Raw genomic sequence first — 16,432 nt, forward strand, 5'->3', positions numbered from 1 at the left:
ATCTAGACCCGACTGCGGCTGCCCGGCGCGAAGCGGCGCATCAGCTCGGCGGCCACAGCGGCAGGCTCGGGCAGCTGCGCCAGCTCCGACTGGAGGCGCCGCGCGGCCGCCCGCTCCGGGGCCGCCGGGTCGACGAGAGCGGTCACGGCCTCGCGGACGCTGCTGGGCGGCGCGCCGGGAAGCACGACCCGCGCGGCGCCCTGCTCGACCAGGCGGTTGCCGTTCCAGAACTGGTCGGCGCCCTGCGGCACCACGACCTGGGGCAGCCCGTGCTGGACAGCGCCGAGCACCGTGCCAGAGCCGCCGTGGTGCACGACGAGGTCGACGTGGCCCAGCACTGCCACCTGGTCGACGAACGGCTCGACGTGCACCGCCGGGTGCTCGTGCGCGACCTCGTCGGCGAGGCCAGACCGCCCGGTCACGGCGAGCACCTCGCAACCCGCAGCGGCGACCTCGTCGGCGACCGCGAGCAGCTTCTCGTTGTCGGCGAAGACCGTCCCCAGCGTCAGCAGCACCCTCGGCGGGTCGCCCGGGCGCCCTTGTCTCGTCAGCCACTCCGGCACGAGAGGGCCGGGCTCCGACCACGCGTGCGGCGCGAGGTCCAGCGTCGGGAAGGGCGGCTGCGACCCGAACGACGCGTCGTGCGAGCCGGTCCCCGCCTCTCGGAGGAAGGCCGGGTGCGCCTCGAGGTAGACGTCGGCCACCTGCGCCACCGAGGCCACGGGCGAGCCGTCGGTGCCGCGCAGGTCGGCGCCCCAGCGCTCGAGGGCCGCCGCATACACGCCGTCCCACCGCGGGCCCCAGCCGACGACGCTGAAGAGCGCCGTCGGCGCACCGACCCGCCGCGCCGCGACGGCCCCGGCCACGTTGGTCTGCTCGACGACGACGAGGTCCGGACGCCACCGCTCGACCACCGCGCAGGTCGGCTCGAGCAGGTGGGGGCTCGCCACGTCGACGAAGAGCACCCGGGCGAAGTCGTCGGTCGGCGGACGGCCCTGGGGCATCCGGGCGAACGCCTCGGCGTGCGCGTCCGCGAACCTCCAGCCCGGCTCGGCGCCGAGCGTCGTCGGCACCGGCAGCCTCCCCTCGAACTGCGATCCCGTGGCGAAGAGCACGTCTGCGCCCAGGCCCTGGAACGCCATCGCCAGGGGCACGAGCGGATAGGTGTGTCCGTGCGCCGGCAGGGCCGCGAAGAGCACCCTCATCCACCAACGGTCCCACCGCCGCCGCGTCCGCGACGGAGAACGGGGCGACCCGCGCCGGCGCCGCTCGGCCGCCCGGCTCAGCGGGTCAGTGACGGAGCGGCTCGAGGACCAGGTGGTCGCCGTCCCAGCTCACGGCATACGGGTCGGTGATCTCCCCGACGAAGGCGCGGTCGCGGTCGTGGACGAACGCGAGGAACCGCGTCTCCCCCGTCGCGCGGTCCGTGACGAACTTGCCGACGTAGAGCGACGGGTCGTCGATGACCTGGGCGCCGGCGATGTCGTAGGGCCCGAGCGGCCCCTCGGCGTCCGCGATCCAGACGCCGCCCGTCGCGCCCTCGGCCCGTGCCGCCTCCGGCATGTCGCCGACGAGGCAGTTGAAGAGCAGCACCTGCCGGCCGTCCACGACGAAGGGCTGGAGCACCTCGAGCTGGCCGAACCCCTGGCCCGGCTCGGTCAGCGGCTCGCGCAGCTCCCACGTCTCGAGGTCCGCCGACCACGCGTGCCCGACGACGCCGCGGTCGACGGCGTCACTGCGGTCCACGACCTCGCCGTCCCCGTCGCCGTCGACGGTAGCGCCGTGGTTGGCGCGGGCCGTGATGAGCATGTGCCAGCCGTTGCCGTCGGGGTCGGCGAGCACCCACGGGTCGCGGAACGCCTCGTCGTGCCAGTGCCCGTCGGCGTACGTCTCGTACCACCGGGCATCGGCCGACAGCACCGGCCCCGGCGCCTTGTCCCACACGTGGAGGTCGGTCGACACGGCATACCCGATCGACTGCACGTTCGCGCCCGCGTCGTTGAGCGAGGCGCCCGTGTAGAACATGAACCAGCGCCCGTCCGGGTGGCGCACGACCGACCCGGTCCACGTCGCGAGGTCGTCGAAGGCCGGCGGATCCGAGCGGACGAGGGCGTCGGTCACCCGCTCCCAGTGCACGAGGTCGGTCGACACCGCATGGCCGACCGACGCACGGTGGTGGCGGGCGTGCGGGTCACGCAGCGCGCGCGACGCGTAGAGGAAGAACAGGTGGTACCGCTCGCCGTCGTCGACGGTCCAGAAGTCCCACACCCAGGCCTCGGGGAGACGAAACACGACTCCACCCTTTCACGCCGGCGGAGGGGACTGTCGGTGGTCGCCCGTAGTGTCGTTTCATGGCAGGGGATACAGACGTGCTCGAGCTCCTGAGGAGCCGACTCGCCGACATGGAGGCGCGACAGCGCTCCCGCGGCGGCACGTCTGCGCGCGATTTCTGGGAGCGCTTCGCGGGTCGTATGCCGTCACCCTCGTCCGCCTCCGACGCGTGCTCCGCGCCCGCTGGCAGCGCGGACGGGAAGGGCCGCCGGCAGGCACGTCGCGTCGCGCCCGAGACGCGACCGGTCACTGCTGGGCACGGGCCGTGGTCCGAGTAGTCGAGCGAGAGCCTGGCGGCGCTCGACCCAGGCAACGTGCGCCCGCTCACCGAGGCGGAGTGGCGCGAGATGGTCGATGACCCCGCCTGGATCGAGGCCACGTCCGAGCAGGCCGTCGCGCACGACGACACGTGTGCCGACGGCGACCGGCACGAGGCGGTCGCCGTGGACGCGCTGGTCGGTTTCGACCTCGACCGGCACGCGAGCGCCGACCTCACCGCTGCCGCCGAGCGCGTCGCACGCCAGCGCCGCAACCACGAGGTCATGCTCGTCAACATCGTCTCCGAGCTCGTGGCCAGGGGCGTCGACGCTCCTGACGGACTGTCGCGGGCCGACTGGCTGCGCAGCCACGACGCCTCGCTGACGGCAGGGCAGGCGAAGTCGTTCGTGGCCGTCGGCGCCGCTTTGGCCGACCCACGCTGGTCCCGGCTGCGGCTGCTCGTCGCCACCCAGCAGGTCACCGTCGGCAACGCGGCGCAGATCGTCGACTTCGACGCTCGCACCGCGCCGGTCGCCGACCCCGACGACATGGCGACGGCCCTCGCCGACCTCACCGATCAAGCGCGGCAGCTGCGCCCTGAGGAGCTGAGCCGCCTCGTGCGCCACCACACCGAGCAGGTGCGGCCACCCCCCGACGAGGACGCCCTCGACCGCGGTCGGCGTGACGCCAGGGGGCTGTGGTTCACCCAGCCCAACGCCACCGGCATGGTCGGGCTGCGCGGGATGCTCGACCCCGAGGGCGCCGCCATCCTCAAGTCGGCCATCGACCCGCTGTCGGTGCCCAGACCCGAGAAGGACGAGCACGGCCGCACCCTCCAGCAGGACGAACGCACCCCCGCGCGGCGGCGGCTGGATGCGCTGCTCGAGATCGTCCAACGCGGCGTCGCGTCCGCCGCCGGAGTGCCCACCACCGACAAGGCCAAGGTCGTCGTCCTCATCGACCTCGACACCATGCTCTCCGACCTGCGCGACAGTGTCGGCGACGACCTCCCGAAGCCGTTCCGGCGCACGGGCTCCCGTGGTTCGGGCTCCGGCTCCACGCTGTCGGGTGACGTCCTGTCGCCCGGGGCCGTGCGACGCATGGCCTGCGACGCGGAGATCATCCCGGTGGTGCTCGGCGGCGACAGCCAACCGCTCGACGTCGGCCGCAGCGAGCGTCTGCACACCCGAGCCCAGCGCCTGGCCATCACCGTCCGCGACCGCGAGTGCACGTGGGCCGGGTGCACCGTGCCCGCGAGCTGGTGCGACGTCCACCACACGATCCACTGGTCCCGCGGCGGCCACACGTCCGTCGACAGCGGGGCACTGCTCTGCCGCAAGCACCACACCGAGGTCCACGACCGCGATCTCGAGGCGACGGTCACCGACCGCGGCGTCACCTGGCACACCTGACTGCCCCGCCCCGCTCCCCGCCCAGGCCGGTGGGGACTGAGGCATGCCCGCTGGACGCTGGGAGCGGCATGCAGCCCCGTCGGGTACCAATGGAACGACCCACCCCAGCCAAGGAGCCGCCATGCCTCTCGTGCGCATCGACGTCATCGAAGGACGGTCCGACGAGGACCTCCGCACCCTCGCCGACACCGTCCAGGACGTCCTCGTCGGGCACTTCGCGGCGCCGGAGCGCGACCGCTACCAGGTCATCCACGAGCACCGGCCCGGGCGGATCATCGCCCTCGACACCGGCCTCGGCTTCGAGCGCACCGACGCCGTCGTCGTCATCCAGATCACCCAGCAGGGCCGCGACGAGCAGCAGAAGAAGGCCGTCTACGCCGCGCTCGCCGCGCAGCTCGAGGCGCGCTGCGGACTGGCCCCGACCGACCTCGTCGTCTCCGTCGTCGAGAACACGCCCGCCGACTGGTCCTTCGGCGTCGGCCGGGCCCAGTTCCTCGAGGGCGACCTGTAGAACGACCCACCACCTGGGCAGGCCACCGGCCAGTACGGCCCTCCAGCGCTGTCGTCCGAGGCGCCCACCACGTCGTCCGGCATTCGCGGCATATCTCGCCACGACGACGGGCACTGCGGCTGACATGATCGTGAGCCATGACCGCAACGGTGTGGCTCGTGCCCCACACGCACTGGGACCGTGAGTGGTACGAGCCCTTCCAGCGCTTCCGTCTGCGCCTCGTCGACCTCATGGACGACGTCGTCGCCCGGGCCGCGCGGGAGCCGGACTTCCGGTTCACCATGGACGGCCAGATGGCCGCGGTCGACGACTACCTCGAGGTGCGACCGGAGCAGACCGAGGCGGTGCGAGCGCTCGTCGCGCGCGGCCAGCTGGCCATCGGGCCGTGGCGCGTGCTCATGGACGAGTTCCTCTGCTCGGGCGAGACGATGATCCGCAACCTCGAGATGGGCTGGGCCGACGCGTCGCGCCTCGGGACGGTCATGCCGATCGGCTACCTGCCCGACATGTTCGGCCACTGCGCGCAGATGCCGCAGCTGCTCCGGCACGTCGGCATCGAGCAGGCGGTCGTCTACCGGGGCGTACCGGCCGAGGTCGACAGCCACGAGTTCTGGTGGCGCTCCCCCGACGGCACGGGCATCCGCACCGAGTTCCTCGCCAACAGCTACGGCAACGCCGCCGACGTCTTCGGCAGCGGCGCCGCCTCCGAGCGCCTCGCGGCCCGCCTCGCCACGCAGTCGCAGTGGTACGCCGGGGACTTCCTCGCGATGTACGGCACCGACCACGCCGCTCCCCTCCCGTCGCTCATGAGCGAGGTGGCCGAGGTCGACCGCGACCCGGACGGCCCGCGGCTGCGGGTCGCCACCCTGACCGAGTACCTTGCCGAGCCGCGCCACCCGCGCGAGGCCCTGCGCGTCGTCGACGGGGAGCTGCGCAGCCACGCGCGCGCCAACATCCTGCCCGGTGTGCTCTCCGTGCGGTGGCAGCTCAAGGAGGCGATGGCCCGCACCGAGCGGCTGCTCACCCGCTACGCCGAGCCGTTCGCGGCGCTGCACCTGCAGACGCTGCCGGCGCACTACCTCGCGATGGCGTGGCGACGGGTCGTCGACTCCTCGTGCCACGACTCGGTGACCGGGTGCGGCGTCGACGAGACCGCCGTGCAGGTGCTCGCCCGCCTCCAGGAGGGGGAGCACGCGGCGCAGGCCGTGCGCGACCGGGCGCTCGTCGTTGCCGAGGTGACGAGCCCCGTCGGGTCGGTCGTCGTCGCGAATCCGCTCGCGGCAGAGCGGCACGACGTCATCGAGCTCACGCTCCCGGTGCCCGCGGACTGGGAGGCGGTCGGGTTCGAGCTGCCCGACGGCAGGGTCGTTCCCGCGCAGGAGATCTCGCGGCCCGCTGCCGAGCTGGCGCGTGAGACGGTCGCGGCCGCCGACCTGCCGCGGCTCATGCACCGGGTGCACGACCGCGAGCTGTTCGGGCTCCAGCTGAGTCGCATCGAGATCGACACGGTGGACCGCCGACTGACCTTCCACCTCGCCGACCACGGCGACCCCGACTTCGACGCCATCGCCGAGGAGGCGCGCCTGCGCCAGGCCGCAGCCGAACCGGGGGTTGATGCGGCTTGGGATGTCGTCACCGCGGACGAGCCACGGCGCCGACTCGCTGCGTCCGTCCCCGTCCCCGCCCTCGGCTGGGCCGCGCTCCGCGTCGCCGAGCTGCCCACCGACACCGACACTCGCGCCGACACCAACATCGACACCGGTATCGACACCGGTACCGCGACCGGCACCGGCACCGGCACCGCGACTCGTACGTCATCCGAACCCGCGTCGCTCATCGCGCCGACTCCGGCGCCGGCGTCTGCGGGTGCGGGTCCTGACGCCATCGCGGGGACCGTGACGAGCGCGCCGACGACGGCGCGGTCGAGCGCGACCGGGCGGGACGGCATACGACAGGGCGAGCGGAGTCTCGACAACGGGATCGTGCAGGTCCGCGTCGACGACGACGGCACCCTGACGGTCACGGCCGGCGGGGTCACCCTGCGCGGGGTCGCGCGCCTCGTCGACGGCGGCGACCCGGGCGACTCCTACAACTACGCGCCACCGGCGGACGACGTGCTCGTCAGCGAGCCGACACACGTCACGGTCGAGCCCGTCGGCAGCAAGGGACCGGTGCTCGGGGCGATCCGCGTCGAGCGGCGCTACGAGCTCCCCGTCACGAGTGACCTCGCCGGGCGGTCGGTCTCGACGGAGTCCAGCACGGTCACGATGCACGTCGAGCTGCGCGCCGACGAGCCCTTCGTCCGGCTGACGCTCGACTGGCAGAACGTCACGCGCGACCACCGGCTGCGCCTGCACGTCCCGACGGCAGAGCCGGCGACCGGGTCGCACGCCCTGGGCCAGCTCGCCGTCGTCGAGCGCGGCCGCACCGCGGAGGCGGGTCCGGTCGGCGAGCACCCGCTGCCGACCTTCCCGGCCGAGCGCTTCGTCGACGCAGGGGGCGTCGCGGTCCTGCTTGGCCGCACCGTCGAGTACGAGGTGGTCGACGCCGGACCCGAGGCGGCTGGAGGCACTGAGATCGCGGTGACGGCGCTGCGGTCCATCGGCTACCTCAGCCGCAACGTGCACCCCTACCGGAGCGAGCCGGCCGGACCCCAGCTGCCGACGCCCGACGCGCAGGCACTCGGCCCCTGCCACCTCTCGGTCGCGGTCATGCCGCACCGGGGCTCGTGGGCCGAGGCCCGGGTCGCCGAGGCGACCGAGGCCTACCTCCACCCCGTCGTCGTGACCCGTGGCGCCGGACCCACGGGAGGGCCCCTGCTCGCGCGCGAGGGGCTGGCCCTGGCCGGCGACGGGGTCGAGCTCGTCTCGCTGCGCCGTCGCGCCGACGCCGACACGGCCGTCGAGGTGCGGGTCGTCAACCTGTCCGACCGGCCCACGGTCGCCGTCCTCGGGTCGGGCGCCGCTCCTGTCGGTGCGGGTGTCGTCGTCGACGGTCTCGGCAGACCGGGTGACCCGCTCGAGGCGACGGACGGTCGCGTGCGAGTTCCCCTGCGCCCTTGGAAGATCGCCGCGGTCAGGGTGGAGATCGAAGCACCGCTCGGGTCGTGACCGGGATGCCTGCTAGCCGCAGAGGGCGTGGACGACCCGGTCCTCGTCCTCGAGCCAGCAGGGGCCCGACCACGCCGGCAGCCGGAAGCGGTCGCCGAGGACCCGACTCCGTCCTCGACCGGACCCGCTCAGCAGCAGGCCCTCCGCGCCGACGGCGACGAACTCGTCCCCGACCCGGGCGACGACCGGCCCGTCGACCGAGCCACTGACCGCGGTCCGGCCGGCGCGCACCGCCCCGACGACGTCGTCTCCCTCGGCCAGCACCCACGTCGTCGGCGACCCGGGGAGCCCGTCGTGCCCGTGCTGGTGGAAGTCGCTGCCACCGATCGGCACGGTCTCCGGCGTCAGGAGCCACCACGCCAGGGGCGCTCCCCACGTCGGCACCGAGGCCCACGAGGAGTGCCACACCTCCGCCACGGCCGGACGGTCGACCGGCAGCAGCCAGGCGCAGTCGGCGGCGAGCGGGTGATTGATCGACAGCACCCCGCCGCGGCTCTCGGCCTGCGTCGCCCACGTCTCGGGCGGGCTGCGGAAGTCGACGAGCCCGACGTCGCCGATGACGTTGGCGTGCCCGACGTCGCGCGTCACCTCCTGCCCCGGCACGAGGACGATGCCGTATGCCGCCGCTGCCGCCGGCAGGTGGGCGTGGTGGCTCGTCGTGTTGTGGTCGGTGACGGCGAGGAAGTCGAGGCCCCGCGACACCGCCAGCCCGGCCAGCCCACCGACCGAGAGGGCGCCGTCGGAGTGCACGGTGTGCGAGTGGAAGTCACCGGCGAGCCAGCGCATCCCGTCCACGTCCGGCAGACGCGACGCCGGACCCGCACGACGCGCGGCCGGACGATCCACGCCCGACCGACCCTCTGCGGACGGATCGGAGGCCGCGGGAGGATCCGCAGGCTCGGCACGCCGGTGCTCGGCCACGACCGAGTCGCCGACGACCTGCACCGTGAGCTCCATCGTCACGCCGTCGGCCGGGACCCGGTGCAGCCCGATGAGCACGCACCAGGTCCCGGCCTCGACCGCCTGGGGCACGTAGCCCGGGGTCGCCCACCCCTGCGAGACGACGACACGGCTCCGTGCCCCACCCGACCAGCCGACGTAGCCCCGAGGCCCCTCGAGGCCCAGGTCGAGCACGGAGCCCGGCCCGGCGGCATACGTCATCTGGATCTCTACCGCGCCGACCTCACGCGGCACGTCGAAGCCGACCGTGCGGATCTGGGACTCCGCGCGGTCGTCCGGACGCCAGTGCCGCGTCACGCGCAGCAGCGTCGAAGGTGAGGTGAGAGGTGAGGTCATGGTGTCCGGCCCGTCATGGCACGAGCAGCTCGCCGTCCTCGTCGTACACGAGCACCCGCCCCGGAACGGGCGTCACGCGGACCGCGGCACCGGGCTCGGGCTCGGCCCCCTCGGGCACGACGGCCTGCACGCGGTGGTCGTCGTGGGTGCGGGCGGTGATGAGGACGCTGGCGCCGAGGTTCTCGCTCGTCTCGACCTCGCCCTCGAAGGTGAGCGACCCGGCCTCGTCGACCCGCGCGTACTCCGGCCGGAAGGCCACGGTGACGGCCCCGTCGCCCGAGTCGGCGCCGACCCATCCGGCCGCCACGGCGTCGACGGGTTCCCGGTCACCGACCCGCAGCTTCCCGCCGACCAGCTCGCCCGGCAGCATGTTCATCGGCGTCGAGCCGATGAAGTTCGCGACGAACGTGTTGGCCGGGCGCCGGAAGATCTCCGACGGCGTGCCGAGCTGGCGGATGCGGCCGGCCTCCATGACGGCGATCTGGTCGGCCATCGCGAGGGCCTCGCTCTGGTCGTGGGTGACGAAGACGGTCGTCACGTCGAGGTCGCGCTGGAGCCGCTTGAGGAAGGTGCGGGCCTCGAGCCGCAGGCGTGCGTCGAGGTTGGACAGCGGCTCGTCGAGGAGGAAGACGTCCGGCTGGCAGGCCATCGCCCGCGCGAGCGCGACGCGCTGCTGCTGGCCGCCGGAGAGCTCGCCGGGGCGACGGTCCATGAGGGCCGAGAGCCCGAGGCCCTCCCCGGTCTCGGCCGCCTTGGCGACGCGCTCGGTGCGACCGACCTTCTTGATGCGCAGCGGGTAGGCGATGTTGTCGGTGACGCTCATGTGCGGGAAGAGGGCGTAGTCCTGGAACACCATGGCGACGTTGCGGTCCCCGGGCGTCAGGCGCGTGACGTCCCGGTCGCCGATGTGGATCGCGCCGTCCGTCGCCTCCTCGAGGCCCGCGATGGTGCGCAGCAGCGTCGTCTTGCCGCAACCGGAGGGTCCGAGCAGGGCGAAGAAGGAGCCGTCCGCGACCGTGAGCTCGAGCCCGTCGATGGCGGTGACGTCACCCGGGTAGACCTTGCTCAGTCCGTCGATGCGAATGCTGGCCATCAGCTCTTGATGCCTCCATGGAAACGGAACCCGTAGCGCCGGTTGACGAACAGGTAGAGCGCCACGACCGGCAGCGCGTAGACGAGTGAGAACGCCGAGATGAGAGGCAGATTCGCCTGCCCGCCCTCCGAGTAGAACGTGTACATGACGACGCCCGCGGGCAGCTTGGTCGGGTCGCGCAGCAGGATGTACGAGGTGAGGAAGTCGCTCCACACGTTGACGAGCGCCCAGACGGCGATCGTCGCCAGCCCCGGCCGCACGATGGGCAGCACGACGTGCCGCAGCACCTGCAGCGGCGTCGCGCCGAAGACGCGGGCGCTCTCCTCGTAGGACTTCGGGGTGGCGTCCATGAAGTCCTTGAGGATGAAGATCGCCGCCGGGAGCAGTCCACCCGTCAGCACGAGGATGACGCCCGAGCGGTCGTCGACGAGGTTGAGCGCGAACATCAGCTGGAAGATCGGGACCATCGCCGCGGTGCCCGTGACGATCGAGCTGAGCAGCAGCAGCCCGTAGAGGATCGTGTTGCGTCCCGGGATCCGCACGCGGGAGAGGGAGTATGCCGCGAGCGCCGCCATCACGGTCACGCCGAGCATCGTGCCCACCGCGAGGTAGACGGAGTTCTTGAGCGAGGAGAAGGCGTACGGGTTCTCCGAGAGCTTGCGGAAGTTCTCGAGCGTCCAGTCGGGCCAGCTGACGTCGAGGCCCGGGTGGGAGTTGAACGGGGCCGTCACCAGCCAGAGCATGGGCAGCGCCCAGAAGGCGATGGCCGCCGCGACGAAGGCCGTGATCGCCAGGCGGCCCACGACCGACCGCGCCGACACGGGTGCCCGCAGAGATCTCGGCGCTGTCCTCGGCGCTGTCCTCGGCGCTGTCCTCGGCGCTGTCCTCGGCGCGGTCCTCCTGCCCCCGGTCATCGGCGCTCCCGGAGCAGGCGCACGTAGAAGAGGGCGATGACGAGGTTGATGACCAGCATGATGAACGAGATCGCCGATCCGTAGCCGAGCTGGCCGCCGTAGAGCGCCTTGTTGTAGATGAAGACCGGCAGCGTCTCGCTCGCGTGGTTGGGTCCGCCCGCCGTCAGCAGGTAGGGCGAGAAGTCGTTGAACGTCCAGAGGCTGATGAGCAGCGTGTTCGTCAGGACGTGCCCGCGGATGTGCGGCAGGACCACGTCACGCAGCTGCGCGAACGTGCCGGCGCCCGCGAGCCGGGCCGACTCGAGCTGTGAGGGAGGCACGGCGCCCAGGGCCGCCGAGAAGAGCAGCATCGAGAAGGCCGTGCCGCGCCAGGTGTTGAAGACGATGATCGAGGCCATCGGGTGCTCGAGGAGCCAGTCGGTGCCCGTCGTGTGGAGCAGCGCGTTGAGCGTGCCGCCGTCACCGGAGAGGTAGGCGACCCAGAGGAAGGCGACGATCGAGCTGGGCAGGATCCACGCCAGCAGGACGAGGGTCTCGACGACGCCCCGGACGAGGCGCGGCACCCCGCGCAGCGTCCAGGCGAGGGCGAAGCCGGCGACGGTCTGCCCGACGACGGCCGAGCCGAGCACGAAGAGCAGCGTCAGCCACAGCGAGTTGCGGAAGTCGGGGTCGGCGAGCGCTGCGCGGTAGTTGTCGAGGCCGACGAACTGCGGGTTGGCCGCCTGGATGCCGGTGAGCCGGTAGTCCGTCATGCCGAGGTAGACCGTCCACACGGCCGGCACGACGAGGAAGGCCGTGACGAGAAGGAGCGCCGGCGTGACGAGCCCCATCGCCCGCCGGCGCCCCAGTCCCGCCGCGTCCACCGACGTGACGGTCACCGGGCACCCGCCTCCCCCTGCAGGGGCGGGTGCCCGGTAGTCCTCACGATGACGACACCTTGTCCGCGCCGCCGACCGCCTTCTCCACCGCGGCGCCGTAGGCCTTCGCGGCCTCGTCGACGCTCTTGCCCGACACGATGTCGGCCGTGGCCTGCTGCAGCGCCTGCGAGACCTGCGGGTAGACCGCGAGACCCGGGCGGTAGTGCGTCACCGGCAGCACCTTCTGCGACACGAACGACAGGAACGGGTCGCTCGAGAGCACCTTCTCGTTGACGTCCTGGCGCGCCGTGATCTTCGCCGAGCCGTGGAGCAGGGCGTTGATGGCGTCCGGGGAGCCGATGAACTGGAGCAGCTCCCACGCCTGCTGCGGGTACTTCGTGTTGGGGTTGAGGAAGTAGCCGCCACCGCCCGACATCGAGACGTCGTTGCTGCCGCCGACGCCGCTGCCCGGCTCGCGGGCCGGGATGAACGCCCACCCGACGTCGCTGTTGCGCGAGGCCATCGGCGCGTCGCCGTTGTCGGGGTTGATGACCGAACGCCAGAAGTAGTCGCCCTCTAGGAGGATGCCGACCTTGCCCGCGGCGAAGGCGGCGAACGACTGGTCGCGCCCCTTGGCGGCCTGCTGGAAGTTCTTGTTCTCCAGGCCCTGGTCGAGGAGCGTCTTGTAGAAGGTCAGGACGTCGCGCACGGCCTTGGTGTCGCCCTGCCACTTGCCGCCGGAGTAGATCTCGGAGCCGGCGCCGACGAGCAGCGGCAGCACGCCCTGCATGGTCGTCGCCTCGCCCATGGCCGTGCCGGCGTTGATCTGGATCGGATTGACCCCGGAGATCGCCTTGAGCTTCATGCCGGCGTCGATGATGTCCTGCCACGACTTCGGCTGCCAGTCGGCCGGCAGCCCGGCCTGGGCGAAGAGCTTCTTGTTGAAGTAGAGGACGCGGCCGTCCGTGCCAGCCGGGATGCCGTAGGTCTTGTCCTCGAACGACGCGTTGGCCTGGACGGCCTTCGGGATCTGCGACCAGCCCTCCCACGAGGTGACGCTCGGTCCGGCGACGTCGGTGAGCGGCTTGAGGTAGCCGGCCTGGGCGAACTCGCCGACCCAGATCCCGTCGAGGGCCATGATGTCGGCCCCCGCGCGGCTCTTGAGGTCGAGGGCCACCTTCGTCTTGTACTGCTCGTCGTCGACGCCGGACGGCTGGAACGTCACCGTGACGTTGACGCCCTTGGCCTTCTGCTGCTTCGTGAAGGTCGGGATGACGTACTTGGCGTACCAGTCGGCCTCGTCGGCGTTCTTGCCGCCGGCGATCGAGTTCGACGTGATCGTCAGCGTCACGTCCTTGGCTCCGGCGTTCTGCGAGGGACTCGTGCCGGTGGAGGAGCTGCGGTCGCAGGCCGCGGCTCCGACGAGCGCCAGGGACGTCGCGACGACGGCCAGCACACGCGTCCGGACACCGTGGGTCGAGATGGTTCTCATCGGGTGGGCTCCTTCTCTGGGGGTGGTGGAAGGGTCTGGCGACGTTGATCAGTGGTGCTGTCCAGGCGAGCAGGTCAGGCGAGCAGGTCAGGCGAGGAGCACGTCCGTCCCACGGGAGCGGGCGAGCTCGAGGGTCGGGTGGCCGGTGGCGGCGGTGGTGATGAGGGTCGAGACGGAGCCGAAGTCGCAGACGCGGATCGAGCCCTGCCCCGGGAACTTCGTGCGGTCGGCGAGCAGCACGACGCGGGCACTGGCCTCGAGCAGGAGCCGTTTCGTCGGCACCTCGACCGAGGTCGTGTCGAGCACCCAGCCCTGGGCGTCGATGCCGCTCGTGCCGAGGAAGACGGTCGTGGCGCGTACCCGGCGCAGGGCTTCCTCCGTCAGCGGCCCCACGAGGGAGTGGTAGGCGCGGCGCAGCGAGCCCCCGAGCAGGACGATGTCGACGGCGGGGTCTCCGCGCAGGGCGTCGAGCACGGCGAGGCTCGGGGTGATGACGGTGATCGAGCGGCCCTTCAGCTCGCGGGCCAGCGCGCCGGTCGTCGTGCCGATGTCGAGCAGGACGGTGTCGCCGTCGTGCACGAGCTCGGCCGCCCGACGCGCGATGGCCAGCTTGTCGGCGGCGGCGTCGTCGGCGACCTCCTCGTACGGCCGGTCCACCTCGACCGGACCGTCGCCGTTGGCCAGGGGCGCCGCCCCGCCGTGGACCCGGCGCACGAGCCCGGCATCGGAGAGCTCGGCGAGGTCACGCCTGATCGTGGCGGCCGAGACGCCGAGGCGCACGACGAGGTCCTGCACGGAGACGGCCCCGTCTCGTAGCTCGTCGGTGATGGCCCGATGCCGCGCGTAACGCACACCAGCAGGTTGGCACATCCGTGATCGAAAATGCGCGTTGCTGAGCAGTGAATGCGCATTTCCGCTCCGGAGCGGGCACGTGCCGCCGACCTCGAGACGGGGGCGGGGGATGCGCGTGGGATGGACGTGGGGATGGCACCGGCATGCTCGACCGAGGATGCGGCATACGTCCGTTCCGAGGTTGTTGCCAAGGTTCGTCCATACGGTGTGGAGGTGAACCTGCTCCCACACCTGCCGTTGTGGACCGAACTGCTCATCTTCGTCGGGAGCGCTGCCGTCATCTGGCTCGCCGGGATCCCGCTGTCGAACTACACCGACATCCTCGCCGACCGGCTCCACCTCGGGCAGGCGCTCGGCGGCCTCATCCTGCTCGCCGTCGCCACCAACCTCCCCGAGATCGCCATCACCTACAGCGCTGCGGCGAGCGGTCACCTCGACATCGCCGTCAGCAACATCCTCGGAGGCATCGCCATCCAGACGGTCGTCCTCGTCGCGCTCGACGCGTTCGGCGTGCGGGAGCGCCGACCGCTGACCTACCAGGCGGCGAGCCTCATGCTCGTCATCGAGGGCGCCATCGTGCTCGCCGTCCTCGTCATCGTCGTCATGGGCACCCAGCTGCCCAAGACCCTCGTCGTCGCCCGGCTGTCGCCCGACGTCGTGCTCATCGCCATCGTCTGGGTCGTCGGCCTCATGCTCACCCAGCGCGCAGGTTCGAAGCTGCCGTGGTCCAACAGCGGCGAGGCACCCGACAGCCAGGCGAAGCCACGGGGGCACTCCAGGAAGGCACGTTCGGACGAGGCCACCCGGCGCGGCGTCAGCACCGCGAAGGTCGTCCTCGTCTTCGGCGCGGCGGCGCTGGCCACCCTCGTCGCGGGAGCCCTCGCCGAGGAGAGCGGGTCCGCGGCCGCCGACCAGGTGGGCCTCTCCGGCGCCCTCTTCGGCGCCACCGTCCTGGCCGCCGCGACGTCGCTGCCCGAACTGAGCACCGGGCTCACCGCGGTGCGGCAGGGCGACTACAAGCTCGCCTTCGGGGACATCTTCGGCGGCAACGCGTTCCTGCCCGTGCTCTTCCTGCTCGCCGTCCTCGTCTCCGGCAAGGCGGTCCTGCCCAACGCGCACGCAGCGGACATCTACCTCACCGGCCTCGCCGCGCTCCTCACGATCGTCTACATGGCCGGGCTCGTCTTCCGCCCTGCCAAGCAGCACGCACGCCTGGGCATCGACAGCATCGCGGTGCTCGCGCTCTACGTCCTCGGCGTTATAGGACTCGTCGTGCTGCCCCAGTGAGAACCCAGCCGGCGCTGCCCACCCTGGTCACGGCGTCAGCGTGGGCGCGTCCGTCTTCGACAGCGTGATCATGGCCAGCTCGACGAGCTCGTGCTCCTCGATGCGGTGGCCCAGCTCGGCGAGCCGGGTCGCCACCTTCGCCTCGGTGTCGTCGCCGGTCAGGTCGACCGCGGCGACGAGGAAGACCTTGCCCGGACCGACGAACTCGAGGTGCAGGAAGGTCACGCGCTCGACCTCCTCGCTGCCGCTGAGGTCGTCGAACGCCTGCCGCCACAGCTCCGGCCGCACAGCCTGGCCGACGAGGTAGTCCCGGTTGCGGCCGATGAGGAAGATCGCGACGACCCCGAGCAGCAGGCCGACGAGGATCGAGCCGAGAGCATCCCAGATCGCGTTCCCGGTCACCTGGTGCAGGACGATGCCGAGCCCTGCGATGACGAGGCCGACGAGCGCCGCCGCGTCCTCGGCGAAGACCGCGCGCAGCGTCGGGTTCGAGGTGTTGGCGATGAACTTCAGCGGCCGCAGCCCGCGCGACCTCGCCTCGGTGCGGGTCTGCCGCGTGGCCTGCACGAACGAGACGCTCTCGAGCACGAAGGCGATGGCGAGCACGGCATACGCCCAGGTGTAGGACGTCTCCGGCTCCTCGTGCCCGAGCACCGAGATCCCGTGCCACACCGACACGACGGCGCCCGCGCCGAAGAGGCCGAAGGCCGCGAACATCGACCAGACGTAGGCCTCGCGCCCGTAGCCGAAGGGGTGCGTCGCGTCGCGCGGCTGGGCCGCCCGGCGTTCGGCGGTCAGCAGGAAGATCTCGTTGCCGGCGTCGGCCCACGAGTGGGCGGCCTCAGCGACCATCGACGCCGACCCGGTGATGACCGCGACGACCGACTTCGCGATCGCGATGAGGGTGTTGGCCCCCAGCGCGATGAGCACGGTGGTCAGGCTCTCGCTCTTCTGGCCCTGCTCGTGCTCGGTGTCAGGCATGCTCGTCAGTCTTCCGTTCGGGGGTCACCCGCTCAAGG

General features: G+C 72.1%; 14 protein-coding genes. 5 read left to right on the top strand and 9 right to left on the bottom strand.

Annotated elements, in window-relative coordinates:
- Window positions 1–2: 2 nt before the first annotated feature.
- Window positions 3–1,205, bottom strand: coding sequence for a glycosyltransferase (locus tag TAE01_RS13140; RefSeq protein ID WP_147067167.1), 1,203 nt, complete (start codon window positions 1,203–1,205; stop codon window positions 3–5).
- Between the two features lie 85 nt (window positions 1,206–1,290).
- Window positions 1,291–2,292, bottom strand: a complete 1,002-nt coding sequence (locus TAE01_RS13145) for a glycoside hydrolase family 68 protein (protein ID WP_147067168.1) — start codon at window positions 2,290–2,292, stop codon at window positions 1,291–1,293.
- Between the two features lie 59 nt (window positions 2,293–2,351).
- On the opposite strand from TAE01_RS13145, the gene TAE01_RS13150 reads away from it, so the two are divergent.
- The 4 genes from TAE01_RS13150 (at window position 2,352) to TAE01_RS21100 (ending at window position 7,622) form a co-directional block, all read left to right on the top strand.
- Window positions 2,352–2,609 (top strand): hypothetical protein, encoded by a 258-nt coding sequence (locus tag TAE01_RS13150; RefSeq protein WP_147067170.1) that lies wholly within the window; start codon window positions 2,352–2,354, stop codon window positions 2,607–2,609.
- A 36-nt stretch (window positions 2,610–2,645) separates the two neighbouring features.
- Window positions 2,646–4,001, top strand: coding sequence for an HNH endonuclease signature motif containing protein (locus TAE01_RS13155; protein ID WP_246111327.1), 1,356 nt, complete (start codon window positions 2,646–2,648; stop codon window positions 3,999–4,001).
- A gap of 121 nt (window positions 4,002–4,122) precedes the next feature.
- The gene (locus tag TAE01_RS13160; RefSeq protein WP_147067172.1) at window positions 4,123–4,512 is read left to right on the top strand and encodes a tautomerase family protein; all 390 of its coding nucleotides are present in this window, start codon (window positions 4,123–4,125) and stop codon (window positions 4,510–4,512) included.
- 137 nt (window positions 4,513–4,649) lie between these two features.
- Entirely contained in the window at window positions 4,650–7,622 is a 2,973-nt protein-coding gene (locus TAE01_RS21100; protein ID WP_147067174.1) for a glycoside hydrolase family 38 N-terminal domain-containing protein, read from the top strand.
- Window positions 7,623–7,634: 12 nt separating this feature from the next.
- On the opposite strand, the gene TAE01_RS13170 is transcribed toward TAE01_RS21100, so the two are convergent.
- The 6 genes from TAE01_RS13170 to TAE01_RS13195 form a co-directional block, all read right to left on the bottom strand.
- Window positions 7,635–8,918, bottom strand: a complete 1,284-nt coding sequence (locus TAE01_RS13170) for a CehA/McbA family metallohydrolase (RefSeq protein WP_147067176.1) — start codon at window positions 8,916–8,918, stop codon at window positions 7,635–7,637.
- A 13-nt stretch (window positions 8,919–8,931) separates the two neighbouring features.
- Window positions 8,932–10,011: an ABC transporter ATP-binding protein gene (locus tag TAE01_RS13175; RefSeq protein ID WP_147067178.1), complete on the bottom strand. Its 1,080-nt coding sequence runs from the start codon at window positions 10,009–10,011 to the stop codon at window positions 8,932–8,934.
- Complete coding sequence (locus tag TAE01_RS13180; RefSeq protein WP_246111328.1) at window positions 10,011–10,832, bottom strand: carbohydrate ABC transporter permease; 822 nt, start codon at window positions 10,830–10,832, stop codon at window positions 10,011–10,013. Before TAE01_RS13180 ends, TAE01_RS13175 begins: the two co-directional genes overlap by 1 nt.
- 89 nt (window positions 10,833–10,921) lie before the next feature.
- Window positions 10,922–11,803, bottom strand: a complete 882-nt coding sequence (locus tag TAE01_RS13185) for a carbohydrate ABC transporter permease (protein ID WP_246111329.1) — start codon at window positions 11,801–11,803, stop codon at window positions 10,922–10,924.
- 43 nt (window positions 11,804–11,846) lie between these two features.
- Window positions 11,847–13,274 (bottom strand): extracellular solute-binding protein, encoded by a 1,428-nt coding sequence (locus TAE01_RS13190; protein ID WP_147067182.1) that lies wholly within the window; start codon window positions 13,272–13,274, stop codon window positions 11,847–11,849.
- Between the two features lie 87 nt (window positions 13,275–13,361).
- Complete coding sequence (locus tag TAE01_RS13195) at window positions 13,362–14,126, bottom strand: DeoR/GlpR family DNA-binding transcription regulator (RefSeq protein WP_246111330.1); 765 nt, start codon at window positions 14,124–14,126, stop codon at window positions 13,362–13,364.
- Window positions 14,127–14,339: 213 nt separating this feature from the next.
- Here TAE01_RS13195 and TAE01_RS13200 point away from each other — a divergent pair, with 213 nt between their 5' ends.
- Window positions 14,340–15,413: a sodium:calcium antiporter gene (locus TAE01_RS13200; protein WP_246111331.1), complete on the top strand. Its 1,074-nt coding sequence runs from the start codon at window positions 14,340–14,342 to the stop codon at window positions 15,411–15,413.
- Between the two features lie 27 nt (window positions 15,414–15,440).
- Here TAE01_RS13200 and TAE01_RS13205 read toward each other — a convergent pair whose 3' ends face one another.
- The gene (locus tag TAE01_RS13205) at window positions 15,441–16,394 is read right to left on the bottom strand and encodes a cation diffusion facilitator family transporter (protein ID WP_147067186.1); all 954 of its coding nucleotides are present in this window, start codon (window positions 16,392–16,394) and stop codon (window positions 15,441–15,443) included.
- Between the last annotated feature and the right edge of the window lie 38 nt (window positions 16,395–16,432).

The organism is Terrabacter aerolatus, assembly GCF_007991735.1.
Lineage (GTDB): Bacteria > Actinomycetota > Actinomycetes > Actinomycetales > Dermatophilaceae > Terrabacter > Terrabacter aerolatus.